Genomic DNA, 16,543 nt, shown 5'->3' on the forward strand with positions numbered 1-16,543 from the left:
GAGCGACCCGTCCTCCGGGTCGCTCCCACTGACCAAAGCCCACACCATCAATGCCTGTACGAACACGGTGCCGACGAGCAACACCACGAGCACGGCGCGCAGCGCACACACTGCCAGCTTCCCCATGACCCATCCTTCAATCGAGTTGCGATGGGAATCTATCGAAACTCGATAGATGAAGCAAGGGCTGGGGCGTGCAAATCGGACGCCACCCGACTTCGCCGAAGCCCTGGTCGCTCCGGAAGCACCCGGACGCCGGCGCCTTCGCGCAAGTTCACGCGGCGCGCGGTGTTGGCTGCGGCGGCCGGGGGATCGCAGTGCTCGGTTCCGGGGCGTTCGCCGACACCGCCCAGGCGGCGACGGGATCGGCAGAGAGGAGGGCCGCTGACCCGCTGGCCGGGACGGTGCGGGTGTTCTGGCTCAAGCCCTCGGATGTGGCGAACGATCCGCGGTACCCCAACGGCATCACCGGCGTCATGCGGGAGTCACAGCGCTTCTACCGCCAGGAACTCGGCGTGACGTTCAAACTGAACAACCCGGCGGTGGAGGTGGTCCGGGGCAACCACGGGCGGGCCTGGTACGAGAACACGCCGAACGGCGGGGAAGAGTACTGGTGGGTGGTCTTCAACATGCAGCAGGAGCTGATGGCCAGGTTCGGTCTCAGATCCCCGGACCCGCGCTGGCTGTGCGGCGGTGAAGTCAGCGCCGAGAAGGCGGGTGTCTCCGGCGGCGCCCCCCGGCGTCGCAGATCGCAACCGTCGGAACGACGGCTATTCGCCGGCCGACCCGGTCGTTGCCCGGGTGACGCCGCAGGTCATGGCCTGTGCGCTGCCGAGGTAGCGGGCGGGGTCGCAGAGATGGGTGTTCTCGCGTATCCGGTCGGTCTTCACCTCCAGGCCGGAGAGCATGAACTCGGCCTGGTGCAGTGAGCCGGCCAGCAGCAGGAAGGACTCCGGGACGGTCGCCCATTCGAGGTGCCAGGGTCCGGTGGCCCGCTCGAAGTCCTGCATCGTCGCGTCGAGGATGCTGGACGACTTGTCCCGTAGCAGCTTGGCGGCGGCGAACATGAGCTCGCTGGAGATGGGGTTGCGCTTCTGCGGCATGGTCGAGCTGGCGCCCCGGCCCGGTACGAAGGGCTCCGCCAGTTCGCCGAACTCCGACGAGCACATCATCATCACGTCCCAGGCGATCTTGCCGAGGGAGCCGCCGACGGAGGCGAACAGCGAGACGAGCTCGACCAGGCCGTCGCGGGCCACGTGCCAGGTGATCGAGGGGTCGCGCAGGCCGAGTTCACGGGCGAACGCGGCACGGGTGCGCAGCCCCTCGGGGCCGTCGCCCAGCGAGGCGAGGGTGCCGGCCGCTCCGCCGAACTGCACCATCAGGGCGCGGTCGCGGGCCTGTTGAAGGCGCTCGGCGTGCCGGTCGAGGGCCGACAGCCATACGGCGCAGCGGTAGCCGAAGGTGATCGGCAAGGCATGCTGCAAGTGCGTACGGCCCGCGGTGACGGTGTCGATGTGCTCGGTGGCCAACTGCCGCAGTGCGTCCCGCACCTGGCCGAGCTGGGTCTCCAGGAGGGCGATGCCCTGCTTGCACTGGAGCATGACCGCGGTGTCCATGATGTCCTGGGTCGTGGCGCCCCAGTGGAGATAGCGGCCGGCGTCCCCGCACTGGTCCGCGACCTGCTTGACGATGGGCAGCACCGGATACCCGACTGTCTCGGTCTCCGTGCGCAGCCGGTCCAGGTCCAGGCTGTCGAAGTCGGCCTTCAGGGTGATGTCCGAGGCTGCCGCGGCGGGGATGATGCCGACCTCGGCCTGCGCGCGGGCCAGCGCGGTCTCGGCGTCGATGATGCGCCGGACGTAGGCGGTGTCGCTGAACACCTCGCGCATGGCGGGGGTGCCGAACATGTCGCGGAAGAGGAAGGAGTCGAAGACGGTCGTGCTCACGGTGAGGCTCACTTCTGTGTGGGGGCGGGAGCAGCCGGAATCGCCGTGGCGGCAACTTCCGCAGAGGCGGGGGTGGTTGTGTCGGTGGTGAGAGGAGCAGCGGCTCCCTGACCGTCGGTCGGGGCGTCGTCCTGCGGGTCGTCCGGCTCGGCGAGGAAGGCTTTGGGGTCGGCGAGGGCCCGGTTGACCTTGTCGACGTCCATCTCCCCGCACCACTTGGCGATGGCGAAGGTCGCGACGACGTTGCCTAAGGTGTTGCAGAAGGCGGTGGCCATGGACATCAGGCGGTAGACGCCGAAGAGGATGGCGACGCCCTCGACGGGCAGATAGCCGGTGGCCGCCACGGTCGAGGCGAAGACGACGAAGGTGCCGCCGGAGACGGTGGCCGCTCCCTTCGAGGTGAGCAGCATGATCAGCAGCAGGCCCAGTTGTTCGGGGATGCTCATGTCGATGCCGTAGGCGTTGGCGTTGGCGACGAACATGGTGCAAATGGCCATGTACAGGGAGGTGCCATCGAGGTTGAAGGCGTAGCCGGTCGGCACGACCAGGCCGACCGACTGCTTGGAGCAGCCGATCCTGGTGAGCTTCTTGAGGAGTCCCGGCAGTGCGGACTCGGAGGAGGCGGTGCCCAGGACGAGCGTCATCTCGACGCGGACGTACTGCAGGATGCGCCAGAGGTTGAATCCGGCCACCAGGCAGACCAGGCCCAGGACGCCGACTTCGAAGCCTAGATCAAGACGTGGGCGACGCAGCCGCGATCCGTACCCTCGGCCTCCCCACGGGTAGCCAAGCTGATCGGCGAGCGCGAATGCTCCGTGGGCGAAGCGGCCCCGGGTGTTATTGAATGAGGTGTGCGGTCAGGAATCTCGGGGCCCTGTCGCCCGGGTTCTGGTACGGCCCCGGCGCTGTGCCGGGGTTGGCGAGCGAGCTGAGAGAGCCGCATGGACTCCACCCCCTCCCCCTCGTCCGCGTCGCCGTTCGACATGGTCAGCGGCGCTTTGGGGCAGTACATCCCACGCGGCGGGGCGGCAGCGGCCGCCGGTTCTGCCGACCCGCCGGGAGACAGCGCCGCCCGCCATCGCACACACGCCAGTTTGACCCCCGGCCGTCAGGAGCAGATCCTCGGCGCGGTCAACCTGGACCGGGATCTGAGAATCACCCGCTGCAATCTGGGCGCCCCCGTTTTCGCGGGGGTGGAGGCCGTGACCGGGAGCTCCTTCGTCGATCTTCTGCCTCCCTGGGACGTACCGACGGTCACCCGGCGGTTGCGGCAGGTCCTGGAGACCGGTGAGCCGCACGTCGCACGGGTCCAGCGGCTGCGGCGCGGCGACGGGTCGGAGCTGGTCGTCTCGATGAGCATCCTGGCCGCCGCAGCGCCTCAGGAGGGCCTGACCGTCTCGCTGATCGCCATGGCCAAGAGGCTGCACCTGTACGCCGCCGAGACCGCGATCGGCACCTCGTTGGACATCGGCGAGACCGCGCAGTCGCTGGCGCAGTCCCTGCTGGCCTGGGGAGACGTGGCCGCCATCGACCTCGACCTCGCCGTGTGGACGGGCGAGGTGGTCACCGAGCAGCCGCAGCGGCGCATCCGGCTGCGGCGGGCCGCCCTGGTGCCGGACCGGGCGTGGCCCGACGGCTATGTGACTCCGGGCGACGATCTTCCCAGCGACGCGAGCCGCTTGCTGTCGCAGGCGATACGGCGTGACGACGCCGCGCAGGCCATCGTCATACCCGACCGGGAGGCCATCGAGCGGGTGCTCGGCAGTCCGCGACTGGTACGTGCCCTGGTGCCCAGCGACCGGGCGGCGGGTGTGGCGTACATACCGCTGGTTCTGGACGGCTCGCCGCCCGTCGTTCTGGGTGTGGCGGAGGTCTGGCGGCGGGCGGACCGCCCCTTCCACGACAGCGAGCTGCTCGACCTGCAGGAGCTGGTGGCCAGGACCTCTCATCACGTGGACCTGGCCCGTCAGCACCAGCGCGAGCACACGCAGGTGCTCGCGTTGCAGCGCCGGCTGCTGCCACGATCCGGCGGCGACACCATCGAGACCGCCAGCGTCTACCAGCCCGCCACCCCCGACAGCGCGGGCGTCGGCGGTGACTGGGTGAACAGCTTTCCGCTGCCGGACGGCCGTACCGCGCTGGTCGTCGGTGACGTCGTCGGGCACGGTCTGGGAGCCGCGGCGACCATGGGACAGCTCAGCATGGAGGCCCGCGCGCTGCTGTCAGCGGGGCTGGCGCCCAACGAGGTGCTGGAGCACCTGGACGAGACGGTGACGCTGCTGGACGACACGGAGTCCGGGCTGGTGGCCGGCTACAGCGCCCTCGGATCGACCTGCTGCATAGCCGTCTACGACCCGGTCAGCCACCACGTCGCCCTGTCGAGCGCCGGCCATCTCCCTCCGGTCCTGGTGCCCCCGGACGGGCCCGTCGGCTCTGTCGCGGTACGCCCCCACCCCGGGCTGGGCGCCGAGTTCGCGCTGCGGGAGCCGTTCGACGTGCACGTGTTCGCCGTACCCCCGGGCTCGCTGCTCGCCCTCTACACCGACGGCCTGGTGGAGGATCCCGCCCTGTCGATCGACGAGGGCATCGGCAGGCTGGCGGACGCGGTGTCCACGGTGCATCCCTGGGACGCACTGCCGCAGGCCGCGCGGCGCCTGGTCTCCGAGCTGGCGCCTGTGCGCCGGCGGGACGACGTGACCCTGCTGCTCGCCCGCATGATCGGCTACCGCAAGGAGGACACCGCGACCTGGCGTCTGCCCGCCCGCGGCGACGCGGCCGCCCGGGCCCGCACCCTGGTCTCCGCGCTGCTGGGGGAGTGGCGCACCAGAGACGACACCCGGGACAGCGTGCTGCTGGTGGTCAGCGAGCTGGTCGCCAACGCGGTCCGCTTCGCCGAAGGACCCATCACGATACGGCTGATCAGGGCCGGTCACGGGCTGCTGTGCGAGGTGGGCGACACCGGCAACGGCAGGCCCCGGCTGGGCCGGGGCGGGCTCCTCGACGACGGTGGTCGTGGCTTGCACATCGTGCATGGACTCACCACCCGGTGGGGTGTGCGGTGGACGGACACCGGCAAGGTGGTCTGGGCCTCAGTGGCGTCAGCCGCGAGGTGACGCGGCTGCGGCGCGAGCTCGCGCTACAGCCACTCCCCTTCCAGGGCGGTGGCCGTGAGGCCCGGGGCCGCCGCGTACAGGACGGCGCGACTACCCGGTTCCTGCCCGGCGTCATGCGCTCTCCGCAGGATGTCGAACACGGCGGCGCCTCCGCGGTTGCCGCTGGTGTAGCTGTCCCGGCTGTAGTCCAGCAGCCCCGACGGCCACCCGTCGGGCATCGTCTGCTCCATGTACTCCAGCACGCGCGTCCCGCCGGGGTGCGCGAGCAGGAGGTCGGGGTGCCAGGAGTCGGGGTCGTCCTGGTAGCGGAGGCGCAACCACTCCCACATCGCGGTGACGGTCTCCTGTACGGCCCGCGGCCCGCGCCGGTCCATCACGAAGTGGGTGCCGTCCTCCCGTGTCTCCAGGCGGTGCAGGTCCTGGGTGCCGGGCAGCGTGTGGTGCCAGGCGGCGTCCAGCCGCAGCACCGACTCGGGCCGCGGGCGGCCCGTCACCACCGCGGCGACCGCGGTGTCCGCGAACAGCAACCGGACGATCAAGGACTCCAGAGTGTCGTCCGCGGGCTGGTAGGTCGTGCTCAGTGCCTCCGCGATCACGACCAGGACCACCCTGTCGGGGTCCGCGGCCACGAGATCCGCCGCCAGCGCCAGGGAGCGGGTCCCGGCGACGCAGGCCCACTGCGTGGCCGGCAGCAGCATCACGTCGCCCCGGAGCGGGAGCTTGTTGGCCAGGGCGACGTCCAGCCCCGGCAGCGCCGGGGTGGTGGAGTGGCTGGTGATCAAGCAGTCGACGTCCGCGACGTCCAGCCCGGCGATCTGCAGGGCCCCGCGCGCCGCATGCTCCCCGCTGGACTGCACGGCCGCCCAGGCCGGTGCGGTGCGCTCCTGGACGGACTGCGGCGCGGGTATCGCCTCAAGGGCGGCGATCACGCGATCCACGTCCTGTTCGGTGAATCCGTCGCCGGCCAGTGCCTCTCGGGCCGGCCCGATGCCGGCAGCCGGCAGGGCGCTGCCGTTGCCGGGCGCGACGGCGGTCTCCAGCGGCAGCATCCACCTGCGGCTTTCGATGCCCGTACTGGCCGCGATGCCGTCGATCCGCGGCGCCCACGCCGCGTGCGGGTGCCGGCCTCGCACCTCCGCCACGATCTGGCTGGTCTTCACGGTGTGCTCGCCGTGTATCACGGCAGGCGGGCACAGGTAAGCGGCCATGATGGGCACCTTTCTCCGGGGGATGAGGCGGAACATCACGGACGCTGTGTCATGGATCACCTAGGCGCGGTGTGTCCAAGTCAATGCCGGCGCGCTCCACTTCGGGCTTCTTTAGCCGGTTCGAGAATGGACGCTAAATGGACATTTGCGCTGTGATCTGGGCAACTTAGGTGGTTTTTGCCATGCGTGACATGCCGCACACGGCTGCACTTCGCGACTCGTGACCGAGGTGGCCGACGAACTCATGCCGCCAGGTAGTCCAGGCCCGGCCGCCGCGAAAACCGTTGGACACGTCCTGGGCTCTCCATGACCATTCGCGCTGTGACAGACAAAGCCGAGCGCCGAACCTCAGTCCCCACGAGCACGAAGTCCGTGCGATTTGTCGAGTTGTCGAGCACGGCCATGAGCGCCTTGCTGAAGGACGACCTGGCTCAAGCCAGTGCCGAAGCCGGTGTCGCTCTGCCCGAGTATTTCGTCACCGACAGGGCGAAGTGGGTATGGCGGTATCGGGTCAATCAGCTGACCTCGGACCCGGGTTGCGCGGGATGGCTCACGCAGGTCGTGGTGGCCGAGCCGGAGGGTGCCGTCGTGGGGTATGCCGGGTTCCATGGGCCGCCGGACGAGGTGGGCATGGTGGAGCTCGGGTACTCGGTGGTCCCCGACCACCGTCGTCAGGGCTACGCCAGGGCGATACTGACCGGGCTGGTGCGGCGGGCCGCTGCCGAAGCCCGAGTCAGTACCGTGCGGGTGACGATCAGTCCTGACAACGCCGCGTCCCTGGCGACGATTTCCGGGTTCGGTTTCGTGGAGGTCGGCGAGCAATGGGACGAGGAAGACGGCCTCGAGCTCATCTTCGAGGTTGCTGCCTGAGGCCGGTGCCGTGGTCAGCCTGGCGCTGTTCGCGTGGGAGTGCGTGCGGCGATGAGGGTGATGTCGTCGCGGGGGTCACCGAGGTCCTCGGCGAGTTTGGCGCACAGCTCGGGCAGCGGCAGGTGGCGGTGGGTGGTGACGTGCTGGCGCAGGCGGGTCATGCCCTCGTCGAGGGATTGGCTGCGGGATTCGACCAGGGCGTCGGTGTAGAGCAGGAGAGTGGCGCCGTCGGGCAGCTCGGCGTGGGTGGTGGGGCGCTCGGCGGTGGGGCGCAGACCCAGGAGCATGGAGCGTGCCTCGGTGAGGTAGCCGATGCCTTCGGCGGTGATCAGCAGGGGCGGGGGGTGGCCTGCGACGGACCAGGATGCCTGCCAGGCCCCGCTGATGCTCCGGCGCAGGCGGGCGAGGATCGCGGTGGCGGAGTCGGCGAGGGTCAGACGGGCCTGGGCGGTGTCCAGGCGACGCAGGATCTGGCCGGGTTCCTCCTCGGGGCGGTCCACGGCCAGGGCCCGGAGCATGTTGCGCAGTTCGCTCATGCGGGAGGCGGCCTGGATGTCGTGTCCGGTGACGTCTCCGATGACGAGGGCGAGGTCGCCGTCGTGGAGCAGGAAGGCGTCGTACCAGTCGCCGCCGACTTCCGCCGTGTGCTGGGCCGGCTGGTAGTGGGCGGCCAGTTCGATGCCCGGGACATCGGGCAGGTCGGTGAGCAGGGCGCGCTGCAGAGCGGTCGCGATGTCGGCCTGGGCGGCGTGCAGGCGGGTGTTGTCCAGACCCAGGCTGATGCGACGGGCCACCTCCTCCGCCAGGGCACGGTCGGCGACGTTGAACGGCGGGCTGGCCGGCGCGCGGGTCAGGGTCAGTGCCCCGAAGGTGGTGGCGCGCAGCCGCAGCGGAATGACGAAGGCCTCCTGGGCCTGCACCACCGCCATCAGGTCGGTTTCCTCGGGCGCCGCCGGTGCCAGGTCCGTCAGGTGCTGGGTGGCGCCTCCCCGCATGACGCGGCTGACCGCCGTGTGGTGGGCGGGGTGCCGCGGCGGCACCTCACCGTGGCCGGAAGGGGCGGCGGGCAGGACACCGGCGATGTGGTGGGCACCGGCCGCATGGCGATGGCCATGCCCCTCGGCCAGGTCGATCAGGGCGGTGTCCGCGAGGCGGGGCACCAGTTGGCGCACGAGACGGTGCAGCGCCTCGTCGGTGTCCAGGGTGCTGGTCATGGCGAGCGTCAGCTCGCCGAGCCAGGTGGCCTCCGCCAGATCGTATTCGGCCTGCTCACGCATCGTCTCGCTGTGCGCGTACCGCTCGGCGCGACGGCCCTCCCGCTCCCGCTCGGCCGTCGCGTCGTGGAACACGACCACAGCGCCCTCGCCATGCCCGAGCGCCGCCGGGAGCGGCGCCGCGGTCCACCACACCTGGAGCGGCGTGCCGTCGGCGCGCAGGAACACGGCGCGGTCGCCACTGGTCCGCCTGCCCAGCGCGACGTCCTTCAGAATCGGCCGCGGCACGGGCGCGGCGGCGGTCTCCGGGTCCAGCGGATGCAGGGCACGGTGGGCGTTGACCCCGATCAGGGCGCCCGGCTCGTAGCCCAGCAGACGCTCGGCCCACGGGTTGCAGGCGATCACCGCGCCCTCGTCGTCCACGGCGTACACACCGGCTTCCACCGCGGCGAACAGCGCCGACATCAGCGCCTCGTCCACACCGACGCCCATGTCGTCATGTTCTCCCGGCCCGCTCTCCACCCGACGTATTCTGCCCGCACCCGCCCCCACCCCAACAAGCCATGCCGACGGACCGCTACGGGCACGGGGCCTCGCACGCCGCCGGAACGCCCGGGAAGACCTCGACGACGGTGCTCAGACCCGTCAGCTCCAGCAGCCGCCGCACCTGCTCACCCGGGGCCGCCAGACGCAGCGTCCCGCCGAGCGCTCCGGCCCGCCGCACCCCGTACACCAGCACACTCAGACCGGACGAATCCATGAACGGCACCTGCTCCAGATCCAGCACGATCCGTGCCCGGTCCTCGACGATCAGCGCGTCCACGGTTTCACGCAGCGCCGGGGCCAGCGCCCGGTCCATCTCGCCCGTGAGGACCACCACCGCCCACCCCCCACAGTCCTCGGAGCGTCGTACGCCGGGCAGCGGAACCATGGAGGTTCCTCCTCACTGTGGAATCACCTCATCATCGCATCGGCCGGCCGCCTCGCTTGGCCTTGCCCTCCAGGGCAGGGTCAAGCCGGCAACCCATACCGAGGAGTCCTGCCATGTTCCGCGGCCTCAGCGCCTTCCCTCTCACACCCACGACGGAAGCGGGTATCGACGAGCCGGCGTTCAGTGCCCTCGTCTCCCGCCTCGCCGCAGCGGGTGTCGACTCCATCGGCGCCCTCGGCTCCACCGGCGGCTACGCCTACCTCACACGCGAGCAGCGCGCCCGCGTGGCGAGGCTCGCGGTCGAGGCCGCCGACGGTGTGCCGGTCATGGCCGGCATCGGGGCACTGCGCACCTCGCAGGTACTCGCCGTCGCCGAGGACGCGCAGAAGGCGGGTGTGTCCGCGGTCCTGCTCGCCCCGATGACGTATCAGCCCCTCACCGACGACGAGGTGTTCGGCCTGTACGAGAGCGTCACCCGTGAGCTGTCGGTGCCGCTGTGCGTGTACGACAACCCCCGCACCACCCACGTCGACCTCTCCGACGAACTGCACGGCCGTATCGCCGAGTTGCCGAACGTGGCCGCAGTCAAGATTCCGCCGGTGCCCGAGGACCCGACGGCCGCGCGAGAGCGTGTCGCGGCGTTGCGGGCACTGCTCCCGGACACGGTCAGCATCGGTGTGAGCGGCGACTGGGCGGCGGCCACCGGACTGAACGCCGGATGCGACGCGTGGTACTCGGTCGCCGGCGGCCTGTTCCCCGCCACCGCCCTCGCCCTCACCCGGGCCGCCCAGGCCGGCGACGCGGCCGGAGCCACCGCTCACTCCGAGCGGCTGGAGCCCCTCTGGGAGCTCTTCCGCCAGTACGGCGGCCTGCGTGTGATGTCGGCGGCCGCCTCGCAGCTGGGCCTGGCGACCGAGCCGAATCTCCCGCTGCCATTGCGGGGCCTGCCCTCCGACGCCCGACTCCGCCTGGTCACCGTCCTGGAGAACCTCGCTCTGGGAAGGAACGCGTGACCTGCCTACTTGAGCTCGGCGGGGTAACTCACGCACAATGCCTGGCATGACCGCTGCCGCCGACATCCTCGTGGGACGACCGCACGTAGATCTGTGCCGCCAGTCCAGCGCGACCTGTCGCGGCTGACGACCGAGAGCCCATGAGTTCCCCGGCGGCGTAGGGCCACCGGGTCGTCAGCCTTCGCGCGTCCGCGTCCCCCACAGCAGCATGCGCACCGGTCAAGGCTGCGGCCGCCTCCTTTCACGCGCCCTTGCGTGCCCCGACGCGTCCTGGACGTACGTCCGCGCGTCGCCATGCCCGCACGCCGTCTCCGCACCCCACTCGGAGCCCCATGTCTGCGCCTGCCCTTCCCCTGTTCCCGCCCACCACCCGTGACTCCGGCCAGGGCGGTGGTGCGCGATGAGCGCCGCGCCCGTACCGCCGCAGACGACGGAAGCCCAGAAGGCGGAACAGGATGCCCCTGCTCCCTCCCGGCTGAGGACCGTGGTGCTCGCCAGTCTGCTGGGCACCACTGTGGAGTGGTACGACTTCTTCCTCTACGCCACGGCCGCCGGGCTCGTCTTCGACAAGCTGTTCTTCCCCACGTCCAACGGCACGGTCGGCACGATGCTGTCCTTCGCCACGTTCGCCGTGGGTTTCGTCGCCCGACCCGTGGGCGGTCTGCTCTTCGGGCACATCGGGGACCGGATCGGCCGTAAGCACACCCTGGCCTTCACCATGGGGCTGATGGGCGTCTCCACCGCCCTGATCGGTCTGCTGCCCACGTATCAGCAGGTCGGCATCCTCGCGCCCGCGCTGCTCCTGGTCCTGCGGGTCGCGCAGGGCGTGGCGCTGGGCGGGGAGTGGGCCGGCGCGGTGCTGCTGGCCGTGGAGTACGGGCCCGACGGCCGCAAGGGCCGGTTCGGCAGTTGCCCGCAGATCGGGCTTGCCCTCGGACTGGCGCTGGGGACCGGCGTGTTCGCGCTGCTGAGCGACGCGCTCAGCGACGAGGCGTTCCTCGCCTACGGGTGGCGGATCGCCTTCCTCGTCAGCCTGGTGCTGGTCGTGGTCGGGCTGGCCGTACGGCTGAAGATCGACGAGACGCCGGCCTTCCGTGCCGTACGCCGCCTTCAGGAACTGCCGCGTTCCGCACCGCTGGTGGAGCTGATGCGTGCGCCGCAGGGCCGCCGGCACGTCCTGCTCGGGATGCTCGCCCGGTGGGGCGAGGGCGCCGCCTTCAACACCTGGGCCGTCTTCGCCATCACCTACGCGACCGGAACGCTGAAGCTGGACCGTACGCCGGTGCTGCTCGCGGTCACCGCAGCGGCGCTGGTGATGGCCGTGCTGATACCGGTGTCCGGGGCGGCGGTCGACCACCGCGGAGCCCGCCGGGTCTACGTCACCGGCATGGTCGCGTTCTCCGTCTCGGTCTTCCCGGCGTTCTGGCTCTTCGGCACCGGCGGGACGTGGGCCTTCACGGTGGCGCTGATCGTGACACTCGGGGTCGTGCACGCCTGGTTCTACGGTGCCCAGGGCACCCTGTTCGCCGCCCTCTTCGCCACCCCGGTCCGGTACACGGGCATGTCCTTCGTCTACCAGGTGTCCGGCATCTTCGCGTCCGGCATCACCCCGCTGATCATGACCGCCCTGCTGGCACTCGGTTCGGGCAGTCCCTGGTGGGCCTGTGGCTATCTGGCGCTGACCGGACTGGTCAGTGTGTGGGCGACCGGCCGGCTGCGGGACGAGGATCTGCATGTCCCGACCGGACCGGCGTCCCTGGCGAAGGCCGACGTGCCCTCGGCCCGGACCCGCCTTCCGGTGCCTGGGCGGCCGTGATGGGAGACACGATCGGAGACAGGATGAGCCCCGAATTCCTCTGGTACATCCCCAACACCGTCGAGCCGGGCCACCGCGGCGACGACACGACGACCGGCTGGGGCTCCATCGAGTTCTCCACCGACCTCGCCCGCACGGCGGAGGAGCACGGCTGGGGCGGTGCGCTCATCGGAACCGGCTGGGGGCGGCCGGACACCTTCACCGTGGCCACCGCGCTGGCCGCCCGGACCACCACCTTCAAACCCCTGATAGCCGTCCGCCCCGGCTACTGGCAGCCCGCGCACTTCGCCACCGCCGCGGCGACACTGGACCAGCTCAGCCGTGGCCGGGTCCTCATCAACATCGTCAGCGGACTCGACAATCTGGCCGCGTACGGCGACACCCGCAGCGACCCCGCCCAACGGTACGCGCGCACCCATGAGTTCCTGCGTCTCGTACGACGGCTGTGGACCGAGGAGGACGTGACGTACGCCGGCGAGCACTTCCAGGTCGAGCGATCCACGGTGACGCCACGGCCGTACGCCACCGACGCGAGGGCGCATCCCACGCTCTACTTCGGCGGTGCCTCCGAGGCAGCAGAGCGGGTTTCGGCGGCGGAGGCGGACGTGCAGCTCTTCTGGGGCGAGCCCCTCGACGGGATCGCCGAACGCATCGACCGGCTCAAGGCGTTGAGCGAGCAGGTGGGCCGTCGGCACAAGCCCCTCGAGTTCGGGCTGCGGATCACCACGCTGGTGCGCGACACCACGGAGGAGGCGTGGCAGGCGGCCGAGGAGAAGACCGAGGCGATGGCGGCGGCCGGGGCGCGCGAGCTGACGTGGACGGGCAACCGCAGGGCCGCGGTCGGACAGCGACGGCTCCTCGACCTCACCGCGCGGGGCGAGGTGCTCGACACCTGCCTCTACACGACGCCCGGCAGATTCGGCGGTGGCGGAGCGGGAACCACCTGGCTGGTCGGCTCCGCCACCGACGTCGCCACGGCCCTGCACAACTACCGCAAGCTCGGCATCACCCACTTCGTGCTCTCCGACACGCCCTACAAGCAGGAGACCATCCGCGTCGGCGACCAGCTCCTGCCCAGGCTGCGTGACAGCGGATGAGAACAGGGCCGGGGTGCGGCGAACGGCCAGGGCCGGCGGCCAGGCCCGGAGGTGTCCGCGGCAGAGCTGGGCCTTGGGCAGGAGCTTGCCGGACATCAGCGCGGTCTGGAACCGCTGCCAGTCCTCGGCGGTGGAGACCATGCCGCCGGCCGCCCAGGACCAGCTTGTGTCGATGCCGGTGGCGTCGACGTTGTCGTGCGGGCGCTCGGGGCCCGCGAAGCCCGTGCCTGTGGGCAGGTTCAGGGACGCGAGGATGCCCGGCTCGGTTGCCTAGCCCTCCCGTGCCCACGGCCGTAGCTTCTCCGGGTTGCGGACCGCCCAGATCCGGGTGACGCGTCCGTCGGAGACGTCGAACGCGGCCACGGTCATGACGACGCCGGCATGCTGGGCCACCAGGCCGGGCACACCGTTGACCGACCGCTCCAGGAGTTCGAGCCCGGGAGCCCTGTCGGCGATGGCGACCATGTACTGGGCGATGCGCGCGCCGCCCTCGACCGGGCGCAGGACGGTGCCGACCATGCCGCCGCCGTCGGCGGTCATCACGGCGGCCGGGTCGAGGAGGCCGACGAGGGCCGCGATGTCCTTGGTCTCCCATGCCTCTTTGACGTGCCTCACCACGTCGGCCCGGCCGGTCACCGGCACCGGAGTGTGCGCGTCGCCCACCCGCCGGCGGGCGGAGGCGGCCAGCTGCTTGCAGGCCGCGGGGGTGCGGCCGAGAACGCCGGCGATCTCGGCGAACGGGTACCGGAAGACGTCGTGCAGGACGAACGCCACCCGCTCGGCGGGCGTCATCGACTCCAGGACGACCAGGAAGGCCATGGCCACCGACTCGTCCAGGACGATCTGGTCGGCGGGGTCCGCGGGGCCGGTGGCGCCGGCGCCGCCCGCGTGGTCCCACTCGGTGCGGTCGGGCAGCGGCTCGGGCAGCCACGCGCCGACATAGCGTTCACGGCGCGCCCGCGCCGAACCGAGCAGGTCCAGGCAGATGCGGCCGGTCACCGTCGTCAGCCAGGCGCCGGGGGACAGGATCTCCTCCCGCCGGCTTGGTGACAGCCCGTACCAGCGCGCGTAGGCATCCTGTACGGCGTCCTCCGCCTCGGTCACCGAACCGAGCAACCGGTAGGCGACATTGATCAGTTGGCGTCGCTCGCCGGCTGTCTCATCCGCCCTGGTCCCGACACTCCCCATGCTCCCGGCCGCCCCCTCGCCTTACCTTTCGCACGCCCGCGTCGTCGGACTGGTGAGACCTTATCGATCTACCGCCCGACGGCGGGAAAAGGGGACTTGTGACATGGCCGCTCAGGTGACGGCGCCGGCGAACGCACAGCGCACTTCCTCGTTCCTGCGGATCGCGATCGCCCTGCAGACCCTGACCATCTTCCTTCAGGCGGTCTCGGCCGGACTGCTGCTGACCTCGTCCTACGGGGCGATGCTGCATGATGTCGGAGCGCGGGTGATGTACGGGGCGTCGATGCTGTACGTGCTCGCCGCGGTGCTGGCGTGGAAGCCGGGCGGCGGGTCGCCCCGGCCTGTCTGGCACGCCACCGGTTTCCTCGTACTCGCCTCGGCCCAGGTCGTGCTCGGCATCGCGCACGTCCCCTCGGTCCATCTCCCCCTGGGCGTCCTGATGTTCGGTCTGAGCGTGCTGGCGCTGGCCCGGCGCTGAGGTCCGACGCGAGGCGGCACCCGGTCACCGGCTACTCGTCGGACAGCGTGAGGTCGGGGACCCGCCAGGCCGCGATCACGAAGGCGGCCAGGGACACCACGGCGCCCGTGAGGAAGACGATGCGCATCGAGGCGACGTAGCCCTCCAGGAACGGCAGGGCCGCGCTCGGGTCGAGGGCGCGCAGGAACGCGGAGTCCTCCAGATCGACGCCGCCGTCGGGGCGGAGCACTCCCGTCAGGGCGTGCGCGTTGTCGGGCTGGGCCAGCAGTTGGCGGAAGCCCGGGTCCTGGCGGGCCTCGGCCAGTCGGTCGGCGATGCTGCCGGCCGCCGTGGTGAACAGGACCGACAGGAACGCCGCGGTGCCGACCGTGCCGCCGTTGGAGCGGAAGAAGTTGACCGATGCCGTCGCCGCGCCCATGTCCGTACGGGGCACCTCGCACTGCGCGAGCGTGGTGAGCGTCTGCATCGACGCGCCGAGCCCCGCGCCCATCAGGGCCATGCCGAGCGCCGGGTGCCACAGCGGGCTGTCCGCCCGCAGCGTGGCGAAGACGAGCATCGCCGCGGTGAACGAGCCGACACCGGCGACGAGATGGACCTTGAACCGGCCGGTCCGGGCGATCATCCGGCCCGTCAGCAGCGTCACCGCGAGGTTCGCGGCGACCGTGGGCAGGGTGGCCAGGCCCGCCGCGATGGGGCTCATGCCGCGTACGAGCTGCAGGTAGAGCGGCAGCGTCGTCATCGCGCCGAACATGCCGATGCCGACGACGAAGTGCAGCCCGACGCCCAGCCGGAACGTCCGGATGCGGAACAGCCGGGGCGGCAGCAGCGCGGCGTCACCCGACCGCCGCTCGACCACCAGGAACACGGCCAGACCTGCCACGCCGATCGCGTACATCGACAGGGCCGGCGGCGAGCCCCACCCCCAGGCACGCCCCTGCTCCGCGACGGTCAGCAGCGGCACGATGCCCACGGCCAGGGCGAGCGCCCCGGCGTAGTCCAGCCGGTGCCGCACCCGACGGTGCGGGAAGCGCAGTACGCGCATGATCGTCACCGCGGCCGCGGCGGCGAGGGGAATGTTGATCAGGAAGATCCAGCGCCAGCCGGCGATGCCGAGCAGCTCGGCCCGGTCCGCGAACGCACCGCCCACCAGCGGGCCGACGATGCTGGCGCCGCCGAACACAGCCATGAAGTAGCCCTGGTAGCGGCCTCGTTCCCGCGGGGAGGTGATGTCGGCGATGATCGTCATCGCCAGCGACATCAGCCCGCCGCCACCGAGCCCCTGAACGGCGCGGAACGCCGCGAGTTCGTAGATCGACGTGGCGCATCCGCACAGCAGCGAGCCGACGGTGAACAGGGCGATCGCCGCGAGGTAGACGGGCCTGCGGCCGTGGATGTCGGAGAGCTTGCCGTAGAGCGGCGTCGCGAGGGTGGCGGTGATGAGATACGCGGTCGTCACCCACGCCTGGGCCGTCAGTCCGTGCAGGTCGTCGGCGATGGTCCGCAGCGCGGACGAGACCACGGTCTGGTCCAGCGCCCCCAGGAACATGCCGAGGACCAGCCCGGACATGACGGTGGTGATCTGCCGGTGACTGAGCCGCGGGGGTATGTCCCCGGACGCGCCCTGTTCTTGGGTGTCGGAGAAGGTCACGTGTCGTCCTTGGGGTGGGGG

At 71.1% G+C, this 16,543-nt stretch carries 14 protein-coding genes and 2 pseudogenes; 7 read left to right on the forward strand and 9 right to left on the reverse strand.

The window, feature by feature from the left end; translation table 11 throughout:
* The 3 genes and pseudogenes from ACFTZL_RS24870 to ACFTZL_RS24880 all read right to left on the reverse strand — a co-directional run.
* A pseudogene (locus ACFTZL_RS24870) lies at nt 1-126 on the reverse strand (DUF2975 domain-containing protein); the annotation flags it as partial.
* A gap of 644 nt (nt 127-770) precedes the next feature.
* The gene (locus ACFTZL_RS24875) at nt 771-1,946 is read right to left on the reverse strand and encodes an adenylosuccinate lyase family protein (protein WP_382586813.1); all 1,176 of its coding nucleotides are present in this window, start codon (nt 1,944-1,946) and stop codon (nt 771-773) included.
* Nucleotides 1,947-1,954: 8 nt separating this feature from the next.
* Nucleotides 1,955-2,638, reverse strand: coding sequence for a cation:dicarboxylate symporter family transporter (locus ACFTZL_RS24880; RefSeq protein ID WP_382586816.1), 684 nt, complete (start codon nt 2,636-2,638; stop codon nt 1,955-1,957).
* Nucleotides 2,639-2,887: 249 nt separating this feature from the next.
* Between ACFTZL_RS24880 and ACFTZL_RS24885 the strand changes: the two genes are divergently transcribed.
* On the forward strand, nt 2,888-5,059 hold the full coding sequence (locus tag ACFTZL_RS24885; protein WP_382586818.1) for a SpoIIE family protein phosphatase: 2,172 nt from the start codon (nt 2,888-2,890) through the stop codon (nt 5,057-5,059).
* A gap of 23 nt (nt 5,060-5,082) precedes the next feature.
* Here the strand turns inward: ACFTZL_RS24885 and ACFTZL_RS24890 are convergent, their stop codons facing one another.
* Complete coding sequence (locus tag ACFTZL_RS24890) at nt 5,083-6,267, reverse strand: type III polyketide synthase (protein WP_382586821.1); 1,185 nt, start codon at nt 6,265-6,267, stop codon at nt 5,083-5,085.
* 372 nt (nt 6,268-6,639) lie between these two features.
* On the opposite strand from ACFTZL_RS24890, the gene ACFTZL_RS24895 reads away from it, so the two are divergent.
* On the forward strand, nt 6,640-7,137 hold the full coding sequence (locus ACFTZL_RS24895; RefSeq protein ID WP_382586824.1) for a GNAT family N-acetyltransferase: 498 nt from the start codon (nt 6,640-6,642) through the stop codon (nt 7,135-7,137).
* A gap of 14 nt (nt 7,138-7,151) precedes the next feature.
* On the opposite strand, the gene ACFTZL_RS24900 is transcribed toward ACFTZL_RS24895, so the two are convergent.
* Nucleotides 7,152-8,843 (reverse strand): SpoIIE family protein phosphatase, encoded by a 1,692-nt coding sequence (locus tag ACFTZL_RS24900; RefSeq protein ID WP_382586827.1) that lies wholly within the window; start codon nt 8,841-8,843, stop codon nt 7,152-7,154.
* An 85-nt stretch (nt 8,844-8,928) separates the two neighbouring features.
* Nucleotides 8,929-9,282 carry an STAS domain-containing protein gene (locus ACFTZL_RS24905; protein WP_382586830.1) on the reverse strand — a complete coding sequence of 118 codons (354 nt, stop codon included), beginning with the start codon at nt 9,280-9,282 and terminating at the stop codon, nt 8,929-8,931.
* 113 nt (nt 9,283-9,395) lie between these two features.
* On the opposite strand from ACFTZL_RS24905, the gene ACFTZL_RS24910 reads away from it, so the two are divergent.
* The 4 genes from ACFTZL_RS24910 to ACFTZL_RS24925 all read left to right on the forward strand — a co-directional run bounded on the left by ACFTZL_RS24910 (nt 9,396) and on the right by ACFTZL_RS24925 (nt 13,208).
* Complete coding sequence (locus ACFTZL_RS24910) at nt 9,396-10,295, forward strand: dihydrodipicolinate synthase family protein (protein ID WP_382586833.1); 900 nt, start codon at nt 9,396-9,398, stop codon at nt 10,293-10,295.
* Between the two features lie 46 nt (nt 10,296-10,341).
* Complete coding sequence (locus ACFTZL_RS24915) at nt 10,342-10,422, forward strand: putative leader peptide (RefSeq protein WP_350839683.1); 81 nt, start codon at nt 10,342-10,344, stop codon at nt 10,420-10,422.
* 273 nt (nt 10,423-10,695) lie between these two features.
* Complete coding sequence (locus ACFTZL_RS24920; protein WP_382586836.1) at nt 10,696-12,111, forward strand: MFS transporter; 1,416 nt, start codon at nt 10,696-10,698, stop codon at nt 12,109-12,111.
* A gap of 23 nt (nt 12,112-12,134) precedes the next feature.
* Nucleotides 12,135-13,208: an LLM class flavin-dependent oxidoreductase gene (locus ACFTZL_RS24925; RefSeq protein ID WP_382586839.1), complete on the forward strand. Its 1,074-nt coding sequence runs from the start codon at nt 12,135-12,137 to the stop codon at nt 13,206-13,208.
* A gap of 63 nt (nt 13,209-13,271) precedes the next feature.
* Here ACFTZL_RS24925 and ACFTZL_RS24930 read toward each other — a convergent pair.
* Both ACFTZL_RS24930 and sigJ read right to left on the reverse strand, forming a co-directional pair.
* Nucleotides 13,272-13,454: pseudogene (locus ACFTZL_RS24930) on the reverse strand (serine hydrolase); the annotation flags it as partial.
* A 24-nt stretch (nt 13,455-13,478) separates the two neighbouring features.
* Entirely contained in the window at nt 13,479-14,396 is a 918-nt protein-coding gene (gene sigJ / locus ACFTZL_RS24935) for an RNA polymerase sigma factor SigJ (protein WP_382586841.1), read from the reverse strand.
* A gap of 103 nt (nt 14,397-14,499) precedes the next feature.
* Between sigJ and ACFTZL_RS24940 the strand changes: the two genes are divergently transcribed.
* Entirely contained in the window at nt 14,500-14,874 is a 375-nt protein-coding gene (locus tag ACFTZL_RS24940) for a hypothetical protein (protein WP_382586844.1), read from the forward strand.
* A gap of 31 nt (nt 14,875-14,905) precedes the next feature.
* Here the strand turns inward: ACFTZL_RS24940 and ACFTZL_RS24945 are convergent, their stop codons facing one another.
* On the reverse strand, nt 14,906-16,522 hold the full coding sequence (locus tag ACFTZL_RS24945) for an MDR family MFS transporter (protein WP_382586846.1): 1,617 nt from the start codon (nt 16,520-16,522) through the stop codon (nt 14,906-14,908).
* Between the last annotated feature and the right edge of the window lie 21 nt (nt 16,523-16,543).

It is taken from the genome of Streptomyces sp. NPDC056948, assembly GCF_042674225.1.
Taxonomy (GTDB): domain Bacteria; phylum Actinomycetota; class Actinomycetes; order Streptomycetales; family Streptomycetaceae; genus Streptomyces; species Streptomyces purpurascens.